18 protein-coding genes and 1 pseudogene are annotated in these 20,290 nt (G+C 66.2%); 9 read left to right on the top strand and 10 right to left on the bottom strand.

What is annotated here, in order from left to right:
- The first annotated feature begins 15 nt into the window (after positions 1 to 15).
- The 3 genes from BST17_RS06255 to BST17_RS06245 are packed head-to-tail and all read left to right on the top strand — an operon-like array spanning position 16 to position 2,564.
- Entirely contained in the window at positions 16 to 1,050 is a 1,035-nt protein-coding gene (locus tag BST17_RS06255; RefSeq protein ID WP_083056222.1) for a glycosyltransferase family protein, read from the top strand.
- Between the two features lie 46 nt (positions 1,051 to 1,096).
- Positions 1,097 to 1,993 (top strand): ATP-grasp fold amidoligase family protein, encoded by an 897-nt coding sequence (locus tag BST17_RS06250; protein WP_083056577.1) that lies wholly within the window; start codon positions 1,097 to 1,099, stop codon positions 1,991 to 1,993.
- Between the two features lie 19 nt (positions 1,994 to 2,012).
- The gene (locus BST17_RS06245; RefSeq protein WP_083056220.1) at positions 2,013 to 2,564 is read left to right on the top strand and encodes a YaeQ family protein; all 552 of its coding nucleotides are present in this window, start codon (positions 2,013 to 2,015) and stop codon (positions 2,562 to 2,564) included.
- Between the two features lie 63 nt (positions 2,565 to 2,627).
- Here the strand turns inward: BST17_RS06245 and BST17_RS06240 are convergent, their stop codons facing one another.
- The 4 genes from BST17_RS06240 to BST17_RS06220 form a co-directional block, all read right to left on the bottom strand.
- Positions 2,628 to 2,873 carry a F0F1 ATP synthase subunit C gene (locus BST17_RS06240; RefSeq protein ID WP_083056218.1) on the bottom strand — a complete coding sequence of 82 codons (246 nt, stop codon included), beginning with the start codon at positions 2,871 to 2,873 and terminating at the stop codon, positions 2,628 to 2,630.
- A gap of 962 nt (positions 2,874 to 3,835) precedes the next feature.
- Positions 3,836 to 4,627 carry an SDR family NAD(P)-dependent oxidoreductase gene (locus BST17_RS06230; protein WP_083056216.1) on the bottom strand — a complete coding sequence of 264 codons (792 nt, stop codon included), beginning with the start codon at positions 4,625 to 4,627 and terminating at the stop codon, positions 3,836 to 3,838.
- A 63-nt stretch (positions 4,628 to 4,690) separates the two neighbouring features.
- Positions 4,691 to 6,196, bottom strand: a complete 1,506-nt coding sequence (locus BST17_RS06225) for a flavin-containing monooxygenase (RefSeq protein ID WP_083056215.1) — start codon at positions 6,194 to 6,196, stop codon at positions 4,691 to 4,693.
- On the bottom strand, positions 6,193 to 7,128 hold the full coding sequence (locus tag BST17_RS06220) for an alpha/beta hydrolase (protein WP_083056214.1): 936 nt from the start codon (positions 7,126 to 7,128) through the stop codon (positions 6,193 to 6,195). Before BST17_RS06220 ends, BST17_RS06225 begins: the two co-directional genes overlap by 4 nt.
- Before the next feature lie 106 nt (positions 7,129 to 7,234).
- On the opposite strand from BST17_RS06220, the gene BST17_RS06215 reads away from it, so the two are divergent.
- Together BST17_RS06215 and BST17_RS06210 are read left to right on the top strand one after the other, a co-directional pair.
- Positions 7,235 to 7,807 carry a TetR/AcrR family transcriptional regulator gene (locus BST17_RS06215; protein ID WP_109750021.1) on the top strand — a complete coding sequence of 191 codons (573 nt, stop codon included), beginning with the start codon at positions 7,235 to 7,237 and terminating at the stop codon, positions 7,805 to 7,807.
- A gap of 262 nt (positions 7,808 to 8,069) precedes the next feature.
- Positions 8,070 to 8,696: a hypothetical protein gene (locus BST17_RS06210; RefSeq protein ID WP_234807556.1), complete on the top strand. Its 627-nt coding sequence runs from the start codon at positions 8,070 to 8,072 to the stop codon at positions 8,694 to 8,696.
- 40 nt (positions 8,697 to 8,736) lie between these two features.
- Here BST17_RS06210 and BST17_RS06205 read toward each other — a convergent pair whose 3' ends face one another.
- Together BST17_RS06205 and BST17_RS06200 are read right to left on the bottom strand one after the other, a co-directional pair.
- Complete coding sequence (locus BST17_RS06205) at positions 8,737 to 10,758, bottom strand: heavy metal translocating P-type ATPase (RefSeq protein ID WP_234807568.1); 2,022 nt, start codon at positions 10,756 to 10,758, stop codon at positions 8,737 to 8,739.
- 47 nt (positions 10,759 to 10,805) lie between these two features.
- On the bottom strand, positions 10,806 to 11,018 hold the full coding sequence (locus BST17_RS06200) for a heavy-metal-associated domain-containing protein (protein WP_083056209.1): 213 nt from the start codon (positions 11,016 to 11,018) through the stop codon (positions 10,806 to 10,808).
- Between the two features lie 378 nt (positions 11,019 to 11,396).
- Here BST17_RS06200 and ripB point away from each other — a divergent pair.
- A pseudogene (gene ripB, locus BST17_RS06195) lies at positions 11,397 to 12,071 on the top strand (NlpC/P60 family peptidoglycan endopeptidase RipB).
- A 19-nt stretch (positions 12,072 to 12,090) separates the two neighbouring features.
- Here the strand turns inward: ripB and BST17_RS06190 are convergent.
- The 3 genes from BST17_RS06190 to lpqS form a co-directional block, all read right to left on the bottom strand.
- Positions 12,091 to 13,350 (bottom strand): MFS transporter, encoded by a 1,260-nt coding sequence (locus BST17_RS06190; protein ID WP_083056204.1) that lies wholly within the window; start codon positions 13,348 to 13,350, stop codon positions 12,091 to 12,093.
- The gene (locus BST17_RS06185; RefSeq protein ID WP_083056203.1) at positions 13,350 to 14,462 is read right to left on the bottom strand and encodes a PLP-dependent cysteine synthase family protein; all 1,113 of its coding nucleotides are present in this window, start codon (positions 14,460 to 14,462) and stop codon (positions 13,350 to 13,352) included. The genes BST17_RS06190 and BST17_RS06185 overlap by 1 nt, the downstream gene beginning before the upstream one ends.
- Before the next feature lie 104 nt (positions 14,463 to 14,566).
- Positions 14,567 to 14,986 (bottom strand): putative copper homeostasis (lipo)protein LpqS, encoded by a 420-nt coding sequence (gene lpqS / locus BST17_RS06180; protein ID WP_083056202.1) that lies wholly within the window; start codon positions 14,984 to 14,986, stop codon positions 14,567 to 14,569.
- Between the two features lie 437 nt (positions 14,987 to 15,423).
- On the opposite strand from lpqS, the gene BST17_RS06175 reads away from it, so the two are divergent.
- Both BST17_RS06175 and BST17_RS06170 read left to right on the top strand, forming a co-directional pair.
- The gene (locus BST17_RS06175; protein ID WP_083056201.1) at positions 15,424 to 16,173 is read left to right on the top strand and encodes a response regulator transcription factor; all 750 of its coding nucleotides are present in this window, start codon (positions 15,424 to 15,426) and stop codon (positions 16,171 to 16,173) included.
- Positions 16,173 to 17,336: a sensor histidine kinase gene (locus BST17_RS06170; protein WP_083056199.1), complete on the top strand. Its 1,164-nt coding sequence runs from the start codon at positions 16,173 to 16,175 to the stop codon at positions 17,334 to 17,336. The genes BST17_RS06175 and BST17_RS06170 overlap by 1 nt, the downstream gene beginning before the upstream one ends.
- Positions 17,337 to 17,354: 18 nt before the next feature.
- Here the strand turns inward: BST17_RS06170 and BST17_RS06165 are convergent, their stop codons facing one another.
- Positions 17,355 to 18,050, bottom strand: a complete 696-nt coding sequence (locus BST17_RS06165; RefSeq protein ID WP_083056573.1) for a DUF305 domain-containing protein — start codon at positions 18,048 to 18,050, stop codon at positions 17,355 to 17,357.
- A gap of 324 nt (positions 18,051 to 18,374) precedes the next feature.
- Between BST17_RS06165 and BST17_RS06160 the strand changes: the two genes are divergently transcribed.
- Positions 18,375 to 20,288: a flavin-containing monooxygenase gene (locus BST17_RS06160; RefSeq protein ID WP_083056197.1), complete on the top strand. Its 1,914-nt coding sequence runs from the start codon at positions 18,375 to 18,377 to the stop codon at positions 20,286 to 20,288.
- Positions 20,289 to 20,290 lie beyond the last annotated feature (2 nt).

Here is a 20,290-nt window from a genome sequence, read left to right as displayed (position 1 = left end):
GGGTACAGACTCGCGGTGATCACCCTGGCATCGGTTCCCGCCGCGCATCCGTATGTCCACGCAGTGCTCGATCCCGACCACATCACGCTGCTGCCCGACCCGGTGCCGGCGGGGATCACCCAGCCTGGCCAGTGGTGGCCGCCCCGACTGCTGGAACCGGCGTTCCTGGCCGATCACATCGACCGCATCGAGATTCTGCACGTGCACTTCGGCTTCGACGCCACCCCTGCGGCGGTGCTCCGCGCGGTAACCGATCTGTCGGCCGCGCATCGGGTGCCGCTGGTGGTCACCGTCCACGATCTCGACAACCCACACTTCCTGGACTCGGCCGAGCACCGGGAACGGCTGGGGGTGCTGGTCGAGGCGGCCGCGCAGGTGATCACCCTGACTCACGGTGCGGCGGCCGAGGTCGAACGTCGCTGGAATCGCAGCGCGCTTGTGCTGCCGCACCCACCGGTGCTGTCGCCGGAGGGCATCGGTAAGCCGCGGGCGCGCCGTGCCGAACCGGTGGTCGCCGTGCACGCCAAGGCGCTGCGCGCCAATATCGACCCGTGGCCGGTGCTCGACGCGCTGTTGCCGCACGCCGGCGCAGGCTGGACGTTGCGCCTGGACATCGACACCGACGGCGTGCAGTCCCACCGCAACACCGGTCACCTGGACCGCTATGCGTCGGCGGGCGTCGATGTCCGAGTTCACCCTCGGTTCACCGACGACGATCTGGCGGATTACCTGGGCGAGATCGACGTCCTGGTGCTGCCGTACCGGTTCGGCACGCATTCGGGATGGGTGGAAGCCTGCTTCGACGCCGGGGTGTGCGCGGTGGTGCCTGACTGTGGGTTCTTTGCTCAACAGCACGACTTCCCCGTCTATCACTACAGCCGCACCGAACTCGACGCGGCGGGCTTGGTGGCTGCGGTGGAGGCGGGGTTGTCCGTCCAGCGACTACAGGGTGCCGATCTGCGGGCGCAGCGCCGCCAACTGCAGGACGAGGTCCGGGACCAGATGACCGCCCTCTACCGCCGACTGCTCTGCACCGCGGCGGCGGCATGACCGGTCGGTCGGAAACCCGGACGCGCCGGGTCCGTAATCTGTGGCGGTGAGATCGGACGGGGTGCGCCGGCGCGAGCGCAGCCGAGCCGTGCGCGCGGTGCGGCTGTGGCGTACCCGCAACCCGCAGACGTTCCGCGACAAGGTCCGCTACAAGATGCTGCGGGATCACCGCCAACTCCTCGTCACGTTCGCCGACAAGGCCGCCGTCCGCGACTATGTCGCGACAGTTGTTGGTGAGCAATATCTTCCGCGCCTCTATGCGTTCACCCGCGACCCGTCCGATCTGCTGGACGTGCCGCTGCCCGACAGCTACGTGGTGAAACCGACCCATGGCAGCGGGGCGGCGATCATCGTGTCCGATGATGCAGCGGCAGGGAACCGCCTGCCCTCCGATCACCACGACTGGACCTACCAGCACGTGTGCCCGGCTGCCGCCGAACGCGGGGACATCATCCGGATTGCGCAGGGCTGGGTCGCGCAACTCTACGGGCAGGGCCCGAACCGCGAATGGGTGTACGGCCAGGTGCCGCGCGGCATCATCGTCGAAGAACTTCTCACCGAACCGGGGGGCGGGGTCCCCCGGGACTTCAAGTTCTTCGTCTTCCACGGACGTTGCGTCTACATCGAAGTGGACGACGGCCGATTCGGCCGGCGGACGCAGGACTTCTTCGACCGCGACTGGGTGCACCTGCCGCTCAGCGGCGGGCCGCCGTGGGCCGATCCCACACCGGAGCGTCCGGTGCTTCTGGACGAGATGATGGACCTGGCCGAGAAGTTGGGGGCCGAGACGGATTTCGTCCGGGTCGACCTCTACTGCATCGACGACCGCATCGTCTTCGGCGAGCTGACCAGCTTCCCGGCCGGCGGTGACAGCCCTTTTGATCCCGAGCACTACAACGTCGAGTTCGGCAGCCACTGGACGGTGCCGCGCCGCTACCGGTGACCCCGGGGGATACTAGGACGTGGCCCTTTCCGCAACAGTGTTCAAAGTCGAACTCGGCGTCTCCGATGTCGATCACGGCTACTACGCCGATCACACGCTGACCGTGGCCCGCCACCCCAGTGAGACCGATGAGCGAATGGTCGTGCGGCTGTTGGCGTTCGGGCTGCGCGCACACCGACTCAGCGATATCAACGGTGAGCTGACATTCGGTGCGGGCCTGTCCACCCCGGGCGTGCCGGATCTACGGCTCGCCGACTACACCGGCCGCATTCTCGAGTGGATCACCGTGGGCCAGCCCGACGAACGCGTCCTCGGCAAGGCGGCCGGCCAGGCCGAGCAGGTGCTGCTCTTTCCGTTCGCCGCCGGCGTGGCGACCTGGTGGCGCACCGTCGGCCCCAAGGTGGCGGGGTTGTCGAACCTGTCGGTGCTGCAGATTCCGCACGCTGCGGTACAGCAACTGGCCGAGACGGTGGACCGGCGGGTATCGGCGCAGGTGATGGTGATGGAGGGTCAGGTGACGATGACCGTGGGCCAGGTCGACGTCAGCTTCACGCCGGAGTCGTTGCAGTGACCTGATCCATCGACACGCGTGCCGCCCCGGGCGGGCCGGCCGCCGGCACTACATGGCGAACCGCTACTGGCCCGGCGTGGCGAACACGAACAACGCCATGAAGGCGACGTTGATGAAGAACGTGGCTTCGACCAGCCCCACGGTGATCAGGAACGGCGTGAACAGCCGGCTCTGCGCTTCCGGTTGGCGAGCCACTCCCTCGATGAATTTCGATCCGGCGAGGCCGTCGCCGACGCCGGCACCGATTGCGCCACCCGCCAGTGTGACCGCCCCCGCGAGAAGGGCGCTACCCATCAGTTCGTCCGTCATATCGCACCTCCACATTGAGTTGCCTAACTACTACCAACTGTAGTACTACGACGGTTTGTAGTAAAGGTTGAATGTTGTCCGACAGGGCTTTTCGACGCACTGTCCCGATGCCATCGCCGTACCGGCGGCGGGCGGTCGCATGCCGGCTGTTCCTATTTGTTGGGATCGGTAATGGACGCGGTGCTCTCTACTTGCAGTCGACGGCAAAGAGCCGACGCTGATCACAGCGGTGATGACCAGAAGAGAGGCCAGACCATGCGCTATCCGAACCGAAAGAGGATGCTGGCGGCAGCGATGCTGTCAGCGGGCGTGGCGATATCCGGAGCCACACTGTCCGTAGGTACCGCCGCCGCCGAGGTTCCTCCGAGCGGCCCGAACACCTGGTGCCCCGGAGATCCGCCCGTGGAGACGGGAAACAAGAAGTTCAATCCGGTGCGCTGGGACGAAAGCCATTGCCACGAGTACTGGTTCGTGTACTCCGGGCAGGGCAACGTCGCCTTGAACATCTGGGACGGGCCGAACCCGCCCGGGCCACCCCCGGGCCAGGGTTTCCGGCCGCCGCCACCTATTCCGCCGGGCTGGTGCTGGGGCCTCTTTCTCCCGTCGCCGTGCCCGCCCGGAGTTCAGGGGCCGTCGCCACACTGACGACGGCTTTGAGCATCGCGTCCCGCCCGTTCACGAAAGGCGTCGTGACTCTCAGCGGGAGGCGGTGAGCACCGCTCTCGCCGGGCAATGGAAGCGCTCTTCGAGGCGAACACGGCCGCCGGTGTCCGTGCGGTTCCGGCGGCCCGGAGTCCTCGACATCAGCCGCGAGTACTCATTACGTCACAGTCGGCGCCCTTGGCCGCGACCGCCGCATGTTCGACACGCGAGGGTGCCCTCTCCCCGATAAGGGGCCCCTTCGCGGTCCGAGGTGACTCAGCTCAGCTTGGAGCGCCCTGCGATTCCAGGCACGGGCAGGTCTACTTGAATGGATTGAGGTCGCGGCCCAGGTAGTACTGAATGCGTTGTGGGATAGGGCGCATGGCGGCAGCTGCGACTTTGTTGACAGTACCCGGCACGCAGACCGGGTTGCCCTTGGTGACCGCGGCCCAGCCCTCGCGGACCACGGGTTCGGGTTGTTGCCACAGGAAACCCGGTAGCCGGTCGGCGGCATCACGAGTGCCCATGACGTCGTGAAACTCGCTGTGCGTGAAGCCGGGGCAGAGCGCGGTGACGTGGATGCCGTGGGGCTTGAGTTCCATGTCCAGGGACTGGGACACGTCGAGCACGTAGGACTTGATGCCGGTGTACAGCAGCCCCCCACCCGGCGGACTCATCGCGGCCAGCGATGACAGGTTGACGATGCGTCCCCACCGGCGGTCCTTCATGCCGGGGATGACGCGGTGGGCGAGTTCGGTCGGGGCGGTCACCATGAGTTGTATCTCGGCGGCCACCGACTCCCACGGTGTGTTGGAGAACGTCGTACTCGACGACAGGCCGGCGTTGTTGATGAGCACGTCGATGGGTAAATCGATGCGGCCGGCGTGATCGGTGATGGCGGCCGGGGCGGCGGGGTCGGTGAGGTCGGCGGCGAAGACCTCGCAGCGCACGCCGTGCGCCTGCCCAAGTTCGGCAGCCAGCTCTTCGAGGCGCTCCGCCCGTCGGGCGACGAGCAGCAGGTCGAGTCCCTCGGCGGCGAGGTGGCGGGCGAAGGCGGCTCCGATGCCGGCGGAGGCACCGGTGATCAGGGCGGCCCGTCGAGTGGTCGACATGGGGATTCCTCTCGTGTCATGGTCGGTTCGGGGTCGTTATCGGATGCCGGAAGGCAATGCGCGTCAAGCGTTCTCGGGAACTCCGCAAATGGTGTAGTTGTCCGCGTCGAAGCTCTTCGTACGGGCGCGGAACCGGAAGGTGAACGTCGGCCACATGACCGAGTTGCGGCCGCGGGAGTCCAGATACCAACTGGAACAGCCGCCGGAATTCCAGACGGTGTTGGTGAGCGCGTCGGCGACCCACTCGTTGTACTGCTGCTCCGCGTCGGCGCGAACATCAACGGAGGCGACACCGCCGGCGCGCATCACCCGCAGGGCCGCGGCGAGGTAGGCGGCCTGGGATTCGAGCATATAGACGATGGAACTGTGGCCGAGGTTCGTATTCGGTCCGTACATCAGAAACAGGTTGGGGAAACCTGGCACCGTGATGCCGAGGTGCGCACTGGGACTGCCCGCCCAGTGCGCGGCCAGCGTCGCACCGTCGGTGCCGGTCAGCAGGTGCGCCACCGGTGGCTCGGTGGGGGTGAAGCCGGTCGCGAAGATGATCGTGTCGACGTCGTGATGTTGGCCGGCGCCGTCGCGGACACCGGTTTCGGTGACCTCTGCCAAAGCGGTCGTCACGACGGCGACATCGTCGCGGGCCAGCGTGGGCAACCAGTCGTTGGTGAGCAGGATCCGTTTGCAGCCGATGGTGAAGTTCGGGGTCAGTGCTCGGCGCAGCGCCGGGTCGGGCACCTGGCGGCGCAGTTGCGCCTTGGCAACGAGTTGGACCAGCGGCAGCAGCCAGGTCAGGTGCGCCAGCGCCGCGAGATAGATCTCGCGGTAGCCGTACACCATCCCCCGCACAAGCTTCTGTGTCAGCGGAATTCGGCGGTACAGGCTCTTTTCGAGACGGCCCAGGGTGCGGTCGAGCCGGGGCATCACCCATGCCGGGGTGCGTTGGAACACCGTCAGGTGGGCGGTGCGGTCGGCGATCTCGGGCACGAACTGCACTGCCGAGGCCCCGGTACCGATGACCGCGACCCGCTCGCCGGTCAGATCGTGCTCATGATCCCAGGTGGCGGAATGAAACACCGTGCCGCCGAAGACGTTCAGTCCCGGCACATCGGGCAGCTTCGGGGTGGACAACGCACCGGTCGCGGCGACCAGGGCCGTCGCGGCCAACTCGCCGAGGGAGGTCTGGACCTGCCAGCACTGCCGGTCGGCATTCCACACCGCGCCCAGGAGCTCGCACCCGGTGATCAGCCGTCCGCGCAACCCGGTCTGATCGGCGACCGCGACGAGGTAGCGGTAGATCTCGGGTTGGCGGGCGAAGGTGTGACTCCATTTCGCGCTGGGGGCAAAGGAGAACGAGTACAGCGATGTCGGCACGTCGCACGCACACCCGGGGTAGGTGTTGTCGCGCCATGTCCCGCCGACCTCGTCGGCACGCTCGATGATGAGCACGTCGGCATGAGGGTCGGCGCGCAATACCGCGGCCGCGGCGGCCAAACCGGCGAACCCGGCGCCGACCACCAGGGTATGGACAGCCCCGGGCAGCGTCCGGTCGGTTGACGACGAGGCACTCATCGGGTGCCACCGCCGACGTGGCGGTCCAGGAACGCGATCTGATCGGTGACGATCTGCTCGAAGTGCGGGTCCAGGTAGGGCTCGAAGTGGGAGATGTCGTAGGACTTCACCTCTCCCTTCGGTATGCGGGCCACGATCTTTCGAGCCTTCGCGTACGGCGTGACATCGTCCTTCGTGGCGAGTTGCACCAGGGTCGGCGCGGTGATCTTCGCTGCCGCGCGACCCGGTGAGTAGAACGGGATCCACAGTGCGATGCGGGCGGCCACGTCGTTCTCGGCCTCAAGTTGCGCACGCATATGCTCGGCCGCTTCACCCCCGGCCATCTCCTCGACGAGTTCGTACGCGCCGGGTGAGGTCATCATCGCGAAGTCGCCGGGCCTGCCGATGGACGTGACGCGGTGCGGCGCACGCCCGAGCCACGCGCCGACCTGGTCGCGAAGGCCTGCGGCGACGAGGCGCGCGACCAGCTTCGGAGATTGAGAGAACGCCGAGGCAGGTCCGCTGACGTGAGGCACCTGGACGATGGCGGCCGCGAACGCGCGGTCGCGGGCGGCCAGGCTGAGCACGTGGCCGCCGCCGAACGAGGAACCCCAGCCCACCACCCGCGTGGTGTCGACGTTGTCCAGGCTGCGGGCGTAGGCGATGGCGGCCCGCCAGTCCGCCTGCTGTTTGGCGATGTCGAGGACGCGGCGGGGTTGCCCCTCGCTGGCTCCCCAGTGCCGGTAGTCGAACACCAGCGCGGCATAGCCTGCCTGGGCGAATCGTGCGGCGTAGGCATCCAGGCGCAGTTCGCGGAAGGCGGCGAAGCCGTGGGCCAGCACGACGATCGGCGGATTCTGCGTGCCGTCGGGCCGGTAGAGCCAGGCGGCACACGTCGTGCCGTCGGAGTCGAAGGTGACGTCGTGTCGGACGTAGTTGCTTGGTGATGCCACGATGCGCTCCCTTGGCGAGTATGTTGAATGGCGTTCAACAGAACGTAGCATCTTCTTGAATGGCATCCAAGAAGATGTGATCCAGCCGTTTCACAGAGGGGACGTCATGGCACGCAACAAGCGGCCACAGGCCGCCGACGAGAAGCGCGCCGAGATCGTGACGGCGGCCCGGCGTCTCTTCATCGAGGACGGCTACGACGCCACCTCGATGAGCCGGCTCGCGAAGGAAGCCGGCGTCGCACCGAACACCATCTACTGGTACTTCGCGGACAAGGACGATGTGCTGATCGCGGTTCTGACCGCTGTCATGGCCGACGTGTGGCCGCAGTATGAGGCGATCGCGGGCCAACCGATTGCCGAGCGGGTGCTATGGATTGTCGGTCAACTCACCGACATGAGCCGGCTTGTGACCACCGTGCATGCCCGCGTCGAGCACTCCGCCGCCATCGCCGAATGGCATCAGAACTTCCACACGATCACCGGCAGCCTGCTGCACTTCGAACTTCAGAGCTACGGGCTTCCTGCGTCGACCGTGGACGCCGAAGTCATGATCGGCATCTTCACCGTCGAAGGACTCCTCATGCACCACCACGATGAAGCGCAGCAACGAGCCATCATCGACGCTTTGACTTCGCGCTGGGTGGCGAAGCCGCCGGAGGTGCCTGCTCGGGAAAAGTGACGGTGCGACGTCAGGCTCGTGCCCTCGTCATGCGCCTCCGGCAGCCCACCGTGAGAGGGCATTACAGATGAGTCTCGGTCGGGTCCAGATGTGATGTCGTCCCGTGTTGTCGCTGTTGGCGCCCTGCCATCATCGGACGGTGGCTATCAAGGCGGCGCCCAGAACCGACAGCAGGCTGGCGGCCCGGTGTGCGGCGTTGGCGTCTCTCGGAGCTGCGGTTGTTCACTTTGCGGTGGTACCGGCACATTGGCAGGAATGGCCATTGTCCGGCGCATTTTTCGCCGTTCTCGCTCTGTTGCAACTGATCTGGGCGCGGGCGGTGCTGGTCAGGACGACGGTCTCGGTTCTGGCCGCGGGCGTCGTGCTCAACGTCGGCGCGATGGCGTTGTGGGCACTGTCCCGCACTGCGGGCACCCCGTTCGGCCCGCACGCCGGCCAACCGGAAGTGGTGCAGGGTGCTGACCTGGCGGCACTGCTGCTTCAGATCTACGTCGTGATGGGTGCCGGCTGGATCTGGTATCGCGGCGCGCAGGGCAACCCGGTGTCGTTGATGGCAAGTGCGACAGTGCTACTCGGTGCGGTCGCTGTCGTCACACTGGCCTCGACGGTGGGCGTCGTGTCTGGACAGCGTCATGGCCACCATCACAGCCCCGCCGAGGCGGGTGCCGACCATCACGGTCCAACCCCATCGGATGCCGGTCATCACGGGACCGATGCCGGGCATGCCGGGGATCATCACGGCGACGATCAACACGGACACGCACCGGCCTCTGCTGTTCCCCTGAATGTCACACCCGTTGCGCCGCCCCTGGCACCACCTGCCGAGGCCGCACCGCTCCCGGTGGCCCCAGCGCAACCATTACACGACCACACCAGCCACGAGCATTAAGCAGCCCACCTCCACAACGGTTTTCGGGAGGACTTTCCGATCAGCTTTGTAGGACGGTGCTGGTACCGGCTTCTGGACGAAGGTCCAGTCGCCGCAACAGCTGCGCATTCGCGGCCACGACGATCGTCGACAGCGACATCAGGATGGCACCGATCGACATGGGTAGCACGAAGCCGACAGGTGCCAGGATTCCGGCGGCCAGCGGGACCGAGATGAGGTTGTACCCGGCGCCCCACCACAGATTCTGTTTCATCTTGCGGTAACTGGCCCGCGACAATTCGATGACAGAGAGCACCGATCGCGGGTCCGAGCTGGCCAAAATGACACCGGCCGAGGCGATTGCGACATCGGTACCGGCGCCGATGGCGATGCCGACGTCGGCTTGCGCGAGGGCGGGCGCGTCGTTGACTCCGTCGCCGACCATGGCGACCTTCCTCCCTTCGTGCTGCAATGCAGCCACTGTGGACGCTTTGTCTTCGGGGCGAACTCCGGCGAAGACACGGTCGATGCCCAGTTGCTGACCGACGGAGTGGGCGACGGCTTCGGCATCACCGGTGATCATGACGACCTGGACCCCGAGCTTGTGCAGTGCATCGACGGTATCGCGTGATTCCGGGCGCACCTCATCGGCCAAGCTCAGACCGCCGATGACCGCACCGTCGCGGGCCACGTGCAGGATGATGGCGCCGTCGGCGCGCCACTGTTCGGCGAGGTTGATCTCGGATTCGCCGAGTTCGTCGAGCAGTCGGGGCCCGCCCACCCGTATCTGGTGGCGGTCGACGGTCGCGGTCACGCCGACAGCCGGCGACGAGGTGAAGCCGGCCGCGTGGGGAAGGACGAGGCCGCGGTCGGCGGCGGCGCGGACGATCGCCCTGGCCAGGGGGTGCTCGCTGTCTGCTTCGGCCGCGGCCGCCAGCGCGAGCACGGTGCGCTCGTCATGGCCGTCGACGGCCTGTACCGCGGTGACGGTGGGTTCACCTCTGGTGAGAGTCCCCGTCTTGTCGAACAGCACGGCGTCCACGGTGCGCATGCCTTCCAGCGCGAGACGGTCCTTGATCAGCACACCGCCGCGGGCTGCCCGTTCGGTTGCGATGGACACCACCAGCGGAATGGCCAGCCCCAGCGCGTGCGGGCACGCGATGACCAGCACGGTGATCGCGCGGACCACCGCGGCGTCGGGATACCCGGCAGCCGCCCATAGCGCCGCGGTGAGGGCCGCGGTGGCGACGGCGAACCAGAACAACCACCCGGCGGCTCGGTCGGCCAGACGCTGGGCTCGCGAGGAGGAATTCTGCGCTTCGGCGACCAGGCGTTGGATGCCGGCCAGCGCGGTGTCCTCGCCGGTGGCGGTGATCTGCACGCGCAGGCCGGAGTCGGTGGCAACGGTCCCGGCGGTGACAGTATCCCCAACGCCGCGGGCGACCGGCCGGGATTCCCCCGTGACCATCGATTCGTCCATGTCGGCGCGGCCGTCGACGATGGTTCCGTCGGCGGGGACGCTCCCGCCCGGGCGAATCACCACCACGTCACCGACACGCAGATCGGCCGGTGCCACGGTGACGGTGTGCTCCCCGTCGACCTTCTCTGCCTCGTCTGGCAACAACGCGGCCAGTGAGTCCAAGGCTGACGTCGTCTGAGCCAGCGAGCGCATTTCCACCCAGTGCCCCAGCAGCATGATGACAATGAGCAGGGCCAGTTCCCACCAGAATTCGAGTTCGTGGTGCAGCACGCCGAGGCTGGCACCCCACGAAGCGAGGAACGCGACGGTGATGGCCAGTCCGATCAGCAGCATCATTCCTGGCTTGCGGGAGCGTATCTCGCTGACGGCGCCGGTCAGGAAGGGCCGGCCGCCGACTACGTACATGACCGTCCCCAGCACCGGAGCTATCCACTGTGCGCCGTCGAGGGAGGGGATGTCGTAGCCGACGAGCATGGCGAACATCGACGAGAATGCCACCACCGGGATGGCGATTATCAGGTTGATCCAGAACAGTTTCCGGAACGCGGCCACGTGGTCGCCGTGCCCGCCGTGACCGTGGCTTTGGTTTCCGTGATGTTGCAGCTCGGTCGCGGCGTCTGGACCTTCCTGATGTTCGGCGTGACCTCCGTTCACCGGACCCGCACCGCAGTGTATCCCGCCTCAGCGACGGCGGTTCTGACCTGCGCATCGTCGACGGATCCGTCCGAAGTCACGGTGAGGGTGCCGGTTTCGGCGCTGACCTCGACATCGGCGACTCCGTCCAGCCCCCCGACCTCCGCACGCACGGAAGCTTCGCAATGGCCGCACGACATGCCTGTCACGGTGTAGGTCGTCGTGCTCATGCGCGCTCCACTTCCTCTCGGCCGGCCTTCCCGGTGCGATCTCTAAAGCCCGAAGTTATACCCCGCGGGGGTATAGCGCAAGCCTGCAGATCGCCGTGACAGCGCCCTGTCCAAAGTGGCGATTTCCTTCATTGAATCTTCATGGAAACACTGGTGAATGCGCATACCGCGGACTCACACTGAGTGCGTAGCAAATACGTATGTTGTTGTCACATCGATCATCTGATGACCTGACAACTCGGCCTGAGGACGCATCATCGACAGCAACATGAAGGAGGCGATGTGACCCAGGGGAATCGATGCGGATGCGGAAGCAGGGCGGGCGGCATCCGACAGCAAACTCGCTCTCGCGCATCATGTGCCGGCGCGCGGTATGCCGTGGCGATCTGCCTGGCCGCAGCGTCACTACTGGTGTCGACACCAACCGCGACCGCCGAACACGCAGGCGGGCATTGGGATCCGAGTCTGCCGCAGGTTGTCAGTGCGGGCGCACCCGGCGACCCTATTGCCATCGCCAACGCGTCGTTGCAGGCCAGTGCATCCGCGACACAGACCGCCCTGGCCATGGGGCGTCGGTTTTTGAGCACCTTGGGCATCCTGGGCCCGACAGCAAGCCCCGCCACCAGCATCCGCGGCAACCGGGTCTACGGCGCCCAGGCCATCGAGCACGTCATCCGCCGGGCCGGCACCCAACTCGGTGTGCCCTACTCCTGGGGTGGCGGCACGCTGGAAGGCCCGAGCCGCGGCATCAACCAGGGCGCGGGAACGGTGGGCTTCGACTGCTCCGGGCTGACCCGCTACGCGTTCGCCGGTGTGGGCATCGTGCTGCCCCGCTACTCCGGTGATCAGTACGACGCGGGACGCAAAGTCGCCCCGTCGGAAGCCAAGCGGGGCGACCTGCTGTTCTAGGGCCCGGAGGGCGGCCAACACGAAGCGATCTACCTCGGCGGGGGCCGGATGCTCGAAGCACAGCAGACCGGCGTGCCCATCAAGGTCTCCCCCGTCCGCACCTCGGGCATGACGCCCTACGTGGTACGCATCATCGAAAGCTGACCCGCGATCGTCGGCGGCGTCATGTAGTGACCCTCCCGTCGACGGCCGGTGCGGGATCGAGGCGGCCACGCCGGTCCAGGCCGAACAGTCCGATGGCGGACACTCCTCCGATCAGGCTGAGCAGCACCCACACAAGTTCAGGTCGGCCCAGAGCATTCATCGCCTGAAGCAGCCATCCGGTGGCGAGATTGCCGGCCAGGATGCCCACGCCGACGATTGTGTTGTAAAAACCGTAATGCGTCCCGACGAGGCGGCCGTCGGCCAGCGACACCACCGTGTCCATCTCGAACGGGAACACCGCAGCCGAGCCCACCGCGAGTATGCCCGTCGCCAGCAGCAATGCCGCCACCGCCGCCACCGTGCCGGCTCGCCCGGCCTCGGGCAGCACCACCAACGGCAGGAAGGCGGCCGCCAAGATCAGCATGCCGATCGTGAGCGATCGCCCCGAACCCCACCGCCGGGCGAACCAGCGGGTGATACGCATCTGCCCGCCGATCGCGACAAGTCCGGATACCACGAAGATCATCGCGGTGACCACCGAATCGTGGCCTGGCAACAGCTTCCGGGCATGTAGCGGCAAGGCCAGATAGACCTGGAACGACAACACATAGGAGCCGATCATGGCCGCGGCGAACAGCAGAAACGACCGGTTGGATGCGACCGAACGCCAATCCTGCAGCACCGAGGTCTTCGTGGCCGGCGCCGCGGCGATCCGTTGTGGCAGCGCGAACAGTTGGGCCAGGGTCAGGGCTGCGAACACGATCGCGGCTGCCGCTGCGGTCATCCGGAAGTCCACGAACATCAGTGCCAGACCGACCAACGGGCCGGCCAGAATTCCTGCCTGATAGAAGACGTTGAACAGTGCGAACGCCTCGACCCGCCGCTCACCTGCATCGGCGGCCACGTAGGCGCGCACCGCGGGATTGAACAGTGCTCCGGCGAAACCCGTTGCCGCCGAGGCAATCAACATAAATGGTAGAGATTCGGCGACGACAAGCAGTCCGAATCCCACTGTGCGCAACACACAGCCTCCGACGATGAGCGGTTTGTATCCGAGCCGATCAGCCAGTGTGCCACCGATGAGGAACATGCCCTGCTGGGAGAAGTTGCGCACACCCAACACCAATCCGACCGCCCACGCGGCAAGACCCAGCGGACCCGCCAGATATCCGGCCAGATAGGGCATCAACATATAGAAGCCCAGATTGATGCCGAACTGGTTGACCATGAGCAGCCGGCTTGGCCAGCCGAAACTACGAAACTGCGCGACCAAACCCATCAGCGACTCACCGCCATGGGGTCGACGACCTGCGCGCACCGGGTCCACGACGTCACCACCTGCGACAGCGGATCGTCGATGGTGGCCGGCTGCAGCGGAGGCGCGGCACCGAGCAGGCCGTGGGCTCGGCAGTACTCGTCGTTGTACACGGTGTCGAAGTATCGCTGGGGACCGTCGGGGAACACCGCGGCGACCGTCGCGCCACTGGGTCGGGTACGCGCGGCCCAGCCGGCAACCAACGCGACCGCACCGACACTCCAGCCACCGCTCGCGTAATGCGTGGCAGCCAGTGTGCGGCACGACCACACGGCTTCTTGCGGTGCCACCCAGTGCACCTCGCTGAAGGCGCCGTAATCGACGTTGCCGGGATAGATACTCGAGCCCAGTCCGCGCATCAGCCGGGTGCCGGCCGGCTGGCCGAAGATGGTCGAGCCCACGGTGTCGACGCCGATCAACGTCATCTGTGGATTGAACTCACGCAGCACGCGTGCCACGCCCGCCGAATGCCCTCCGGTCCCAACCGAGCACACCAGCACATCCACCGGTCCGAGTTGCTGGTGCAGCTCGAGTGCCAACCCACGGTAGGCCTCGACGTTGTGCGGATTGCTGTACTGGTCGGGATGCCAGGCGCTTGGATCAGATGCCACGATCTGCGCCACGCGATCCTTGCGGGCCTGCTGCCATCCCCCCTCGGGGTGGGGCTCGGAGACCACCTCGACCTGAGCGCCGTATGCAGTGAGCATGTTCTGGATTATCGGCTCCAGCCCCGGGTCGGTGACCAATGTGATCGGGTGACCGTAGACCATTCCGGCCAGCGCGAGACCCAAACCAAGAGTGCCGCTGGTGGATTCGACAATCCGCGCGCCCGGGGACAAGGAGCCGTTGGCGCGGGCCCGGGCGACCATGTGCAACGCGGGACGATCTTTCATCCCACCGGGGTTGAATCCTTCGAGTTTGGCCCAGAAGCCGCGTCCGAGGGTCGTGAAGGGTTCGGTGATGCGTAAGACCGGAGTCTGGCCGACCATGGTGGCGGGCCGCTCATATCGGCCCAGGTCGGGCGTCCCAGGTAACGGGACCGTACCGGCCGAGTGGTTGGACAGGACATGGTTCATCGTGAGATGTCGCTTCTGTGACGCCGCGACCGGGCGCGGCAGCTGATGACGGACAGCAGGCACCGGCGGCCCTCCGAGGGAGGACATCACCTGGCGCTGACCGATCAGCGGCGCGCGATGCAGGACTGAGCGAGAACGTCTCGCCCCGACAACGTGTGCGACCTCGGTCGCGGAGGGCCGCGAGGCGTCGCTGTCACCCGGTGGCGCCACAACGCCGGGACACTCAGGAGAAACGCCACCAGCGCAAGCATCAGCACCGTCATGGTCGCCCGTGGCAGTACTGCTTCGGCGACGGCGTCCGGCGCGGGCGGGGTGCCGCCGCGCGACACATGCGGATGTTCGACAGCGATCAGCATTGCGGCATCGGCGCCGTGTGCGATCAGCGCATGCGGTCCGTGCTGATCTGGCGCAGACTGCACACCGACCAGTGCGGATTCCGCCCCGACGATCGCGATCAGAAACGCGATTGCCGCGGCCACGACTGCTCGTCGTCGCCACGAGGAGATCACGCCGGAGATGCCCACAATGTTGCCAACTGTAACAGCGCTTCTGACCCTGGCCACGTCCCCGCGGAGTCGACACCGGACTGTGATCTGCCGAAGACGCTGCGACATGCCACCGACTACGACTATCTCAAAACGTCCCGCCTTCCTGGAAATGACGACATCGCAGCCACTTTCGTTGCATATTGAACTCGTACCGGAACGTCTCCGCGCTCACAGTGCGCCTGGTCATCTACGGTTTCAGTCCGTAGATGATCGTTGCAACCATCCCCTGGCGTGGCGCGGTAAACCGTTTGCTGAGATCAGTGCGCGGCGCACGCAGCTGGATGCAGCACTCATCCCAGCGTGGCGAGGACAGCTTCGGATTCGATAAGTGTTGTATGAAGATCCGCTCAAGATCGCTCCCAGGCGCACTCAGGGCCCACTCAAACCGCTCACGGGCAGGCACCATAGGACTCATGGAGCACCCCGCAGGGCCGTCCGCGGCGTCCGCAAAGGGCTACCGAGCACTCGTCATCGACGACGAGGTGCCGCTGGCCGAAGTCGTCGCCAGCTACTTGGAGCGTGAGCAGTTCGAGGCCATCGTCGCCGACAACGGTCTCGACGCCATCACTGTCGCCCGCGAGTTCGATCCCGACGTCGTCATCCTTGACCTGGGTTTGCCCGGCATCGACGGTCTTGAGGTCTGCCGGCAGCTGCGGACCTTCTCGGATGCCTACGTCGTGATGCTGACCGCCCGCGACGCCGAGATCGACACCGTCGTCGGCCTTACCGTCGGGGCCGACGACTACATCACCAAACCGTTCAGCCCCCGCGAACTCGTTGCCCGCATCCGGGCCATGCTGCGCCGCCCTCGCATCCTGCACAGTGCACCGGCCGCGACCGGTGGCCAGCACGTGGCCACACCACCCAGACAGTTCGGGGTGCTGAGCATCGACGTCGACGCTCGCGAGGTACGCGTCGACGACGCCCCAATACTGCTCACCCGCACCGAGTTCGACATCTTGGAGGCGCTGTCGGGTCGACCAGGTGTCGTGCTCAGCCGCCGCCAGCTCCTCGAAATCGTGCGTGACGGCCCGTGGGTCGGCAACGAACACCTCGTCGACGTACACATCGGCCACCTGCGCCGCAAACTCGGCGACGACGCGACCCAACCGCGCTACATCGCCACCGTGCGCGGCGTGGGTTATCGCATGGGCACCGGGTGATGACGACACCCCCACCGGCAGCGAAGCGATCCCGCCGACCGGGCATCGGCCTGCGACTACTGGCGGCTCAGGCGATCGTGGTCATCACCGGGGCGCTGACCACCACCGCCGTGGCCACCATCGTCGGACCGCCACTCTTTCGCGAGCACCTACACCGGGCCGGGGTACCGGCCAATTCTATGGAGGAAGTCCACGCCGAAGAGGCCTACGGCTACGCGACCGTCATATCGATCGGTGTCGCGGTGGCAATGTCCGCGCTGGTCGCTCTAGCCGTCAGCTTCTACGTCAGCAGACGCCTGCAGCGATCGGTCACCGAGGTCGCATTGGCGGCCAAAGCCGTCGCGAAAGGTCACTACGAGACCAGGGTGTCACCGCCGAATCTCGGCGAGGACTTCGACGCGCTCGCCGTGGCGTTCAACCAGATGGCATCGCGGCTGCAGACGGTCGACTCGACACGTCAACGGCTCTTCGGCGACCTGGCTCACGAAATCCGAACCCCGGTGGCCGTGCTGGAGGCGTACATCGAAGCTATCGAAGACGGCGTGCGCACCCTCACCCCAGCCACCGCGGCCATGCTGCGCGACCAAACCCGACGCCTCGTGCGCTTCTCCGATGACGTCGCCGCACTGGCCAAAGCCGAGGAGAGCTCATTCACGTTGTCACCCAACATGGTCGACATGGGCAACGTCGCACGCCGCTGCATCGCCGCCGCGAAGGAGCGCTACGACACCAAAGGGGTCGCCCTCCGACTCAACCACCACCGGGAGATGCCGGCGTTGTGGGCTGACGAGCAACGACTGGCCCAGGTACTCGGGAACCTCATCGACAACGCCTTGCTGCACACCCCCGCCGGAGGAACCGTCGAACTCAGCTGTGCCTACCACCACGACCGCGTGATCGTCACCGTGGCCGACGACGGCGACGGGATCGCCGAAGAGCACCTGCCCCGAATATTCGAACGGTTCTACCGCGCGGACGCCGCCCGCGACCGTGGACATGGCGGCGCAGGCCTCGGCCTGGCGATCGCGAAGGCCCTGGTCGAAGCACACTCGGGCACCATCGACGTGACCAGTGCGGGACCAGGGCGGGGCGCAACCTTCACCGTCGAACTACCCGTTGCGTCAGGTATCGATGCGCCCGTCACGCGGGAGGCCGATCGCTAACGGCCCAGACTGGACCCTCTACCGATCCAACAGTGCACGCATATCCTCGATTTCGGCCTGCTGAGACGTCACGATACTGCGAGCCATGTCCACCGCGGCCGGGAACTGGCCGTCGTCGATCTCCTGCTCGGCCATCGTGACCGCACCCTCGTGATGCTCGATCATCTGTTCCAGGAACAACTTGCCGGCTTCGGCGCCCTGTGCATTCTGCAACGCGGCCATATCCTCTTCGGACATCATGCCGTGCCCGCCGCCTCCCATCGCCGGCATCTCGCCCATCCCGCCGCCGGACATATCGTGGCTAGGCATGGAATGTCCGGGCATGTTGTGCCCCGGCATGCCCGGACTGCTCGTGCTAGGCATAGCCGCGCCCCACTGCTGCAACCAGCCCTGCATCTGCTCGATCTCCGATGCCTGCGCGGCTTTGATCGTGCTGGCCAGCGCCACCACTGCAGGATCCACACCCTGCTTGCCCAGCAGCATGTCGCTCATCTCCACCGCCTGCTCGTGATGAGGAATCATTCCTTGCGCGAATGCCACGTCGGCGTCATTGTGCGCATCGGCTTTTGCCGTGGTGGTGCTCGAACTCGCCGCCGACGGCGAGGTGGCCGTGGTCGCCGGCTCATTGGTCGTCGATCCGCTCGAACAGGCACTGAGCAGCAGGGCGGACGCCATCAGCGCCATAACCCCGTATCCAAATACTTTGTGCTGCATCGGGCACACCCTTCCTCGACTGATCAGAGAACGCATCAGGGCGCTGCTGACAGCACCCGCCATTCCAGGCTCAGACTCGCCGATATGAGTCTCTTCGACTTTCCGTGAAGATTTGATGAAGAGATGCCGCGGCGACGTCATGTTCCGTGACCTCTGTTCACGATCCACCAGACGCCCCGCCACTTCCCGAGAAGCCGCGCGGCGAAAAGGGTAAAGCGTGCGCTGCCCGGCGCGCTGTGCTGCCGGGATAGTCGGCCAGTTCAAGAAACACTGCGCGCACCCACCCCTTGCTCCATTCCGCAACGCACCGTAGCGTAACCACCCGTGACGCGCAGCTTCCACGCCGGCCGGCCCTTCGATACCGCCGACGCCGATATCGCGGCGGCATTGGAGCAGGTCAGTATCCCCACCCTGCTGCTGTCGCTGGTCCACATCACCGGCGACCCACGCTTCATCCGCGACTACAAGCAGGCCGGGCTGTTCCTCAACGAAGTGCAGGGCTTCATGTCCGAGGAGGACAAGGCCCGCGTCCGCGCCGAGGCCCTCCCCGTGATCGCGGTCTACCGCGACGCGGGCTGCCCGGTCCCCGCACCGCTGTCACCCGAGTTGGTCCGCGAGATGCTCGACTGGGCCGCCTGCGAACACGTCGGCGATGACAACCTGCCGCTCGTACTGGAGGAACTCGACCTCGACGGTGTCGATCCGCGGCGACCACAGAAGCTCGACGACGCGCAAGACTTCCACGCCATCGTGATCGGTTGCGGTGAATCCGGTGTGCTCGCCGGCGTCCGGCTCAAGCAGGCCGGTATCGGCTTCACCATCCTGGAGAAGAACAGCGGCCCCGGCGGAACATGGTGGGAGAACTCCTATCCCGGCGCCCGCGTAGACATCGCCAACCACTTCTACTGTTACAGCTTCGAACCGAGCAATCACTGGGACCACTTCTTCGCCGAACAGCCCGAGCTGCGGCGCTACTTCGCCGACGTGGTCGCCCGCCACGACCTCGGTCCGCACATCAGGTTCAGCACCGAAGTCCGCTCGGTCAGCTGGGATGGCGACCGCTGGCAGGTCACCACCGGCGATGGCCAGACGTACACTGCCAACGCCGTCATCACCGCGGTGGGTCAGCTGAACCGGCCACAGATCCCCGACTTCCCCGGTGCCGACACCTTCGCCGGTCCGTCGTTTCATTCGGCGGCCTGGGATCACAGTGTCGATGTCACCGGCAAACGCGTCGCGCTGATCGGCGCCGGCGCCAGCGGCTTTCAGATCGCGCCGGCCATCGCAGCAAAGGTCGACAGCCTGAGCATCTTTCAGCGCACTGCGCAGTGGATGTTCCCCAACCCGATGTACCACGAACCCGTCGCCGACGGCGTCCGCTGGGCCATGGAGCATCTCCCCTACTACGGCCGCTGGTACCGCTTTCTGTTGTTGTGGCCCGGTGCCGACAAGGGACTGGACGCCGCGCTGGTCGATCCCGACTATGAGGACCAGTCCGACGAGAAGAACTACGCGGTCAGCGAGATCAACGCCATCGCCCGGATCATGTTCACCGACTGGATCACCACCCAGGTCGGCGATGATGCCGAGCTGCTGGCCAAGGTCCTGCCCGATTACCCCGCCACCGGTAAACGCACCCTGCAGGACAACGGCAGCTGGCTGAGCACCCTCAAGCGCGACAACGTCGACCTCATCCGAACCCCCGTCGAACGGATCACCGAAACGGCGGTTGTCACCGCCGACGGCGTCCACCACGACGCCGATATCATCGTCTACGCCACCGGTTTCCGCGCCACCGAGGTGTTGTTCCCGATCACCGTCACCGGCCGCGACGGCCTCGACCTGCACGAGGTCTGGGGCAGCCGGCCGTACGCGTACCGCAGCATCACCGTGCCGGGCTTCCCCAACTTCTTCATGACCTACGGTCCGGGCGCCCACCTGGCGCACGGCGGCAGCCTCATCCTGAACTCCGAGTTGCAGATGCGCTATATCAACCACTGCCTGGAACATCTGATCACCGCCGGGCTGCGCTCCATCGAACCGCTGCCCGAGCCGACCGCCGAGTGGCACCGGCGTTCGCAGGAGGAGATCCGCAAGACCGTCTGGGCACACCCCTCGATCACGCACTCCTACTTCAAGAACGCCGACGGTGAGATCCACACCGTCAGCCCGTGGCGGCTGAGCACCTATCACGCCGCCGTGCGCGAACCCGTCTGGTCGGACTTCCGGGAGGAATGAGC

This window comes from Mycolicibacterium bacteremicum, assembly GCF_002086115.1.
In the GTDB taxonomy this organism is placed as follows: Bacteria; Actinomycetota; Actinomycetes; order Mycobacteriales; family Mycobacteriaceae; genus Mycobacterium; species Mycobacterium bacteremicum.
This window is presented reverse-complemented; position numbering and strand designations above follow the sequence as displayed.

What these genes read in the sequence shown, in the direction of transcription:
- BST17_RS06175 (WP_083056201.1), top strand. Translation starts at nt 15,424, where the DNA reads ATGGAGCACCCCGCAGGGCCGTCCGCGGCGTCCGCAAAGGGCTACCGA.
- BST17_RS06190 (WP_083056204.1), bottom strand. Translation starts at nt 13,350, where the DNA reads ATGGGTTTGGTCGCGCAGTTTCGTAGTTTCGGCTGGCCAAGCCGGCTG.
- BST17_RS06225 (WP_083056215.1), bottom strand. Translation starts at nt 6,196, where the DNA reads ATGAGTGCCTCGTCGTCAACCGACCGGACGCTGCCCGGGGCTGTCCAT.
- BST17_RS06165 (WP_083056573.1), bottom strand. Translation starts at nt 18,050, where the DNA reads ATGCAGCACAAAGTATTTGGATACGGGGTTATGGCGCTGATGGCGTCC.
- BST17_RS06170 (WP_083056199.1), top strand. Translation starts at nt 16,173, where the DNA reads ATGACGACACCCCCACCGGCAGCGAAGCGATCCCGCCGACCGGGCATC.
- BST17_RS06185 (WP_083056203.1), bottom strand. Translation starts at nt 14,462, where the DNA reads ATGAACCATGTCCTGTCCAACCACTCGGCCGGTACGGTCCCGTTACCT.
- BST17_RS06230 (WP_083056216.1), bottom strand. Translation starts at nt 4,627, where the DNA reads ATGTCGACCACTCGACGGGCCGCCCTGATCACCGGTGCCTCCGCCGGC.
- BST17_RS06200 (WP_083056209.1), bottom strand. Translation starts at nt 11,018, where the DNA reads ATGAGCACGACGACCTACACCGTGACAGGCATGTCGTGCGGCCATTGC.
- BST17_RS06240 (WP_083056218.1), bottom strand. Translation starts at nt 2,873, where the DNA reads ATGACGGACGAACTGATGGGTAGCGCCCTTCTCGCGGGGGCGGTCACA.
- BST17_RS06215 (WP_109750021.1), top strand. Translation starts at nt 7,235, where the DNA reads ATGGCACGCAACAAGCGGCCACAGGCCGCCGACGAGAAGCGCGCCGAG.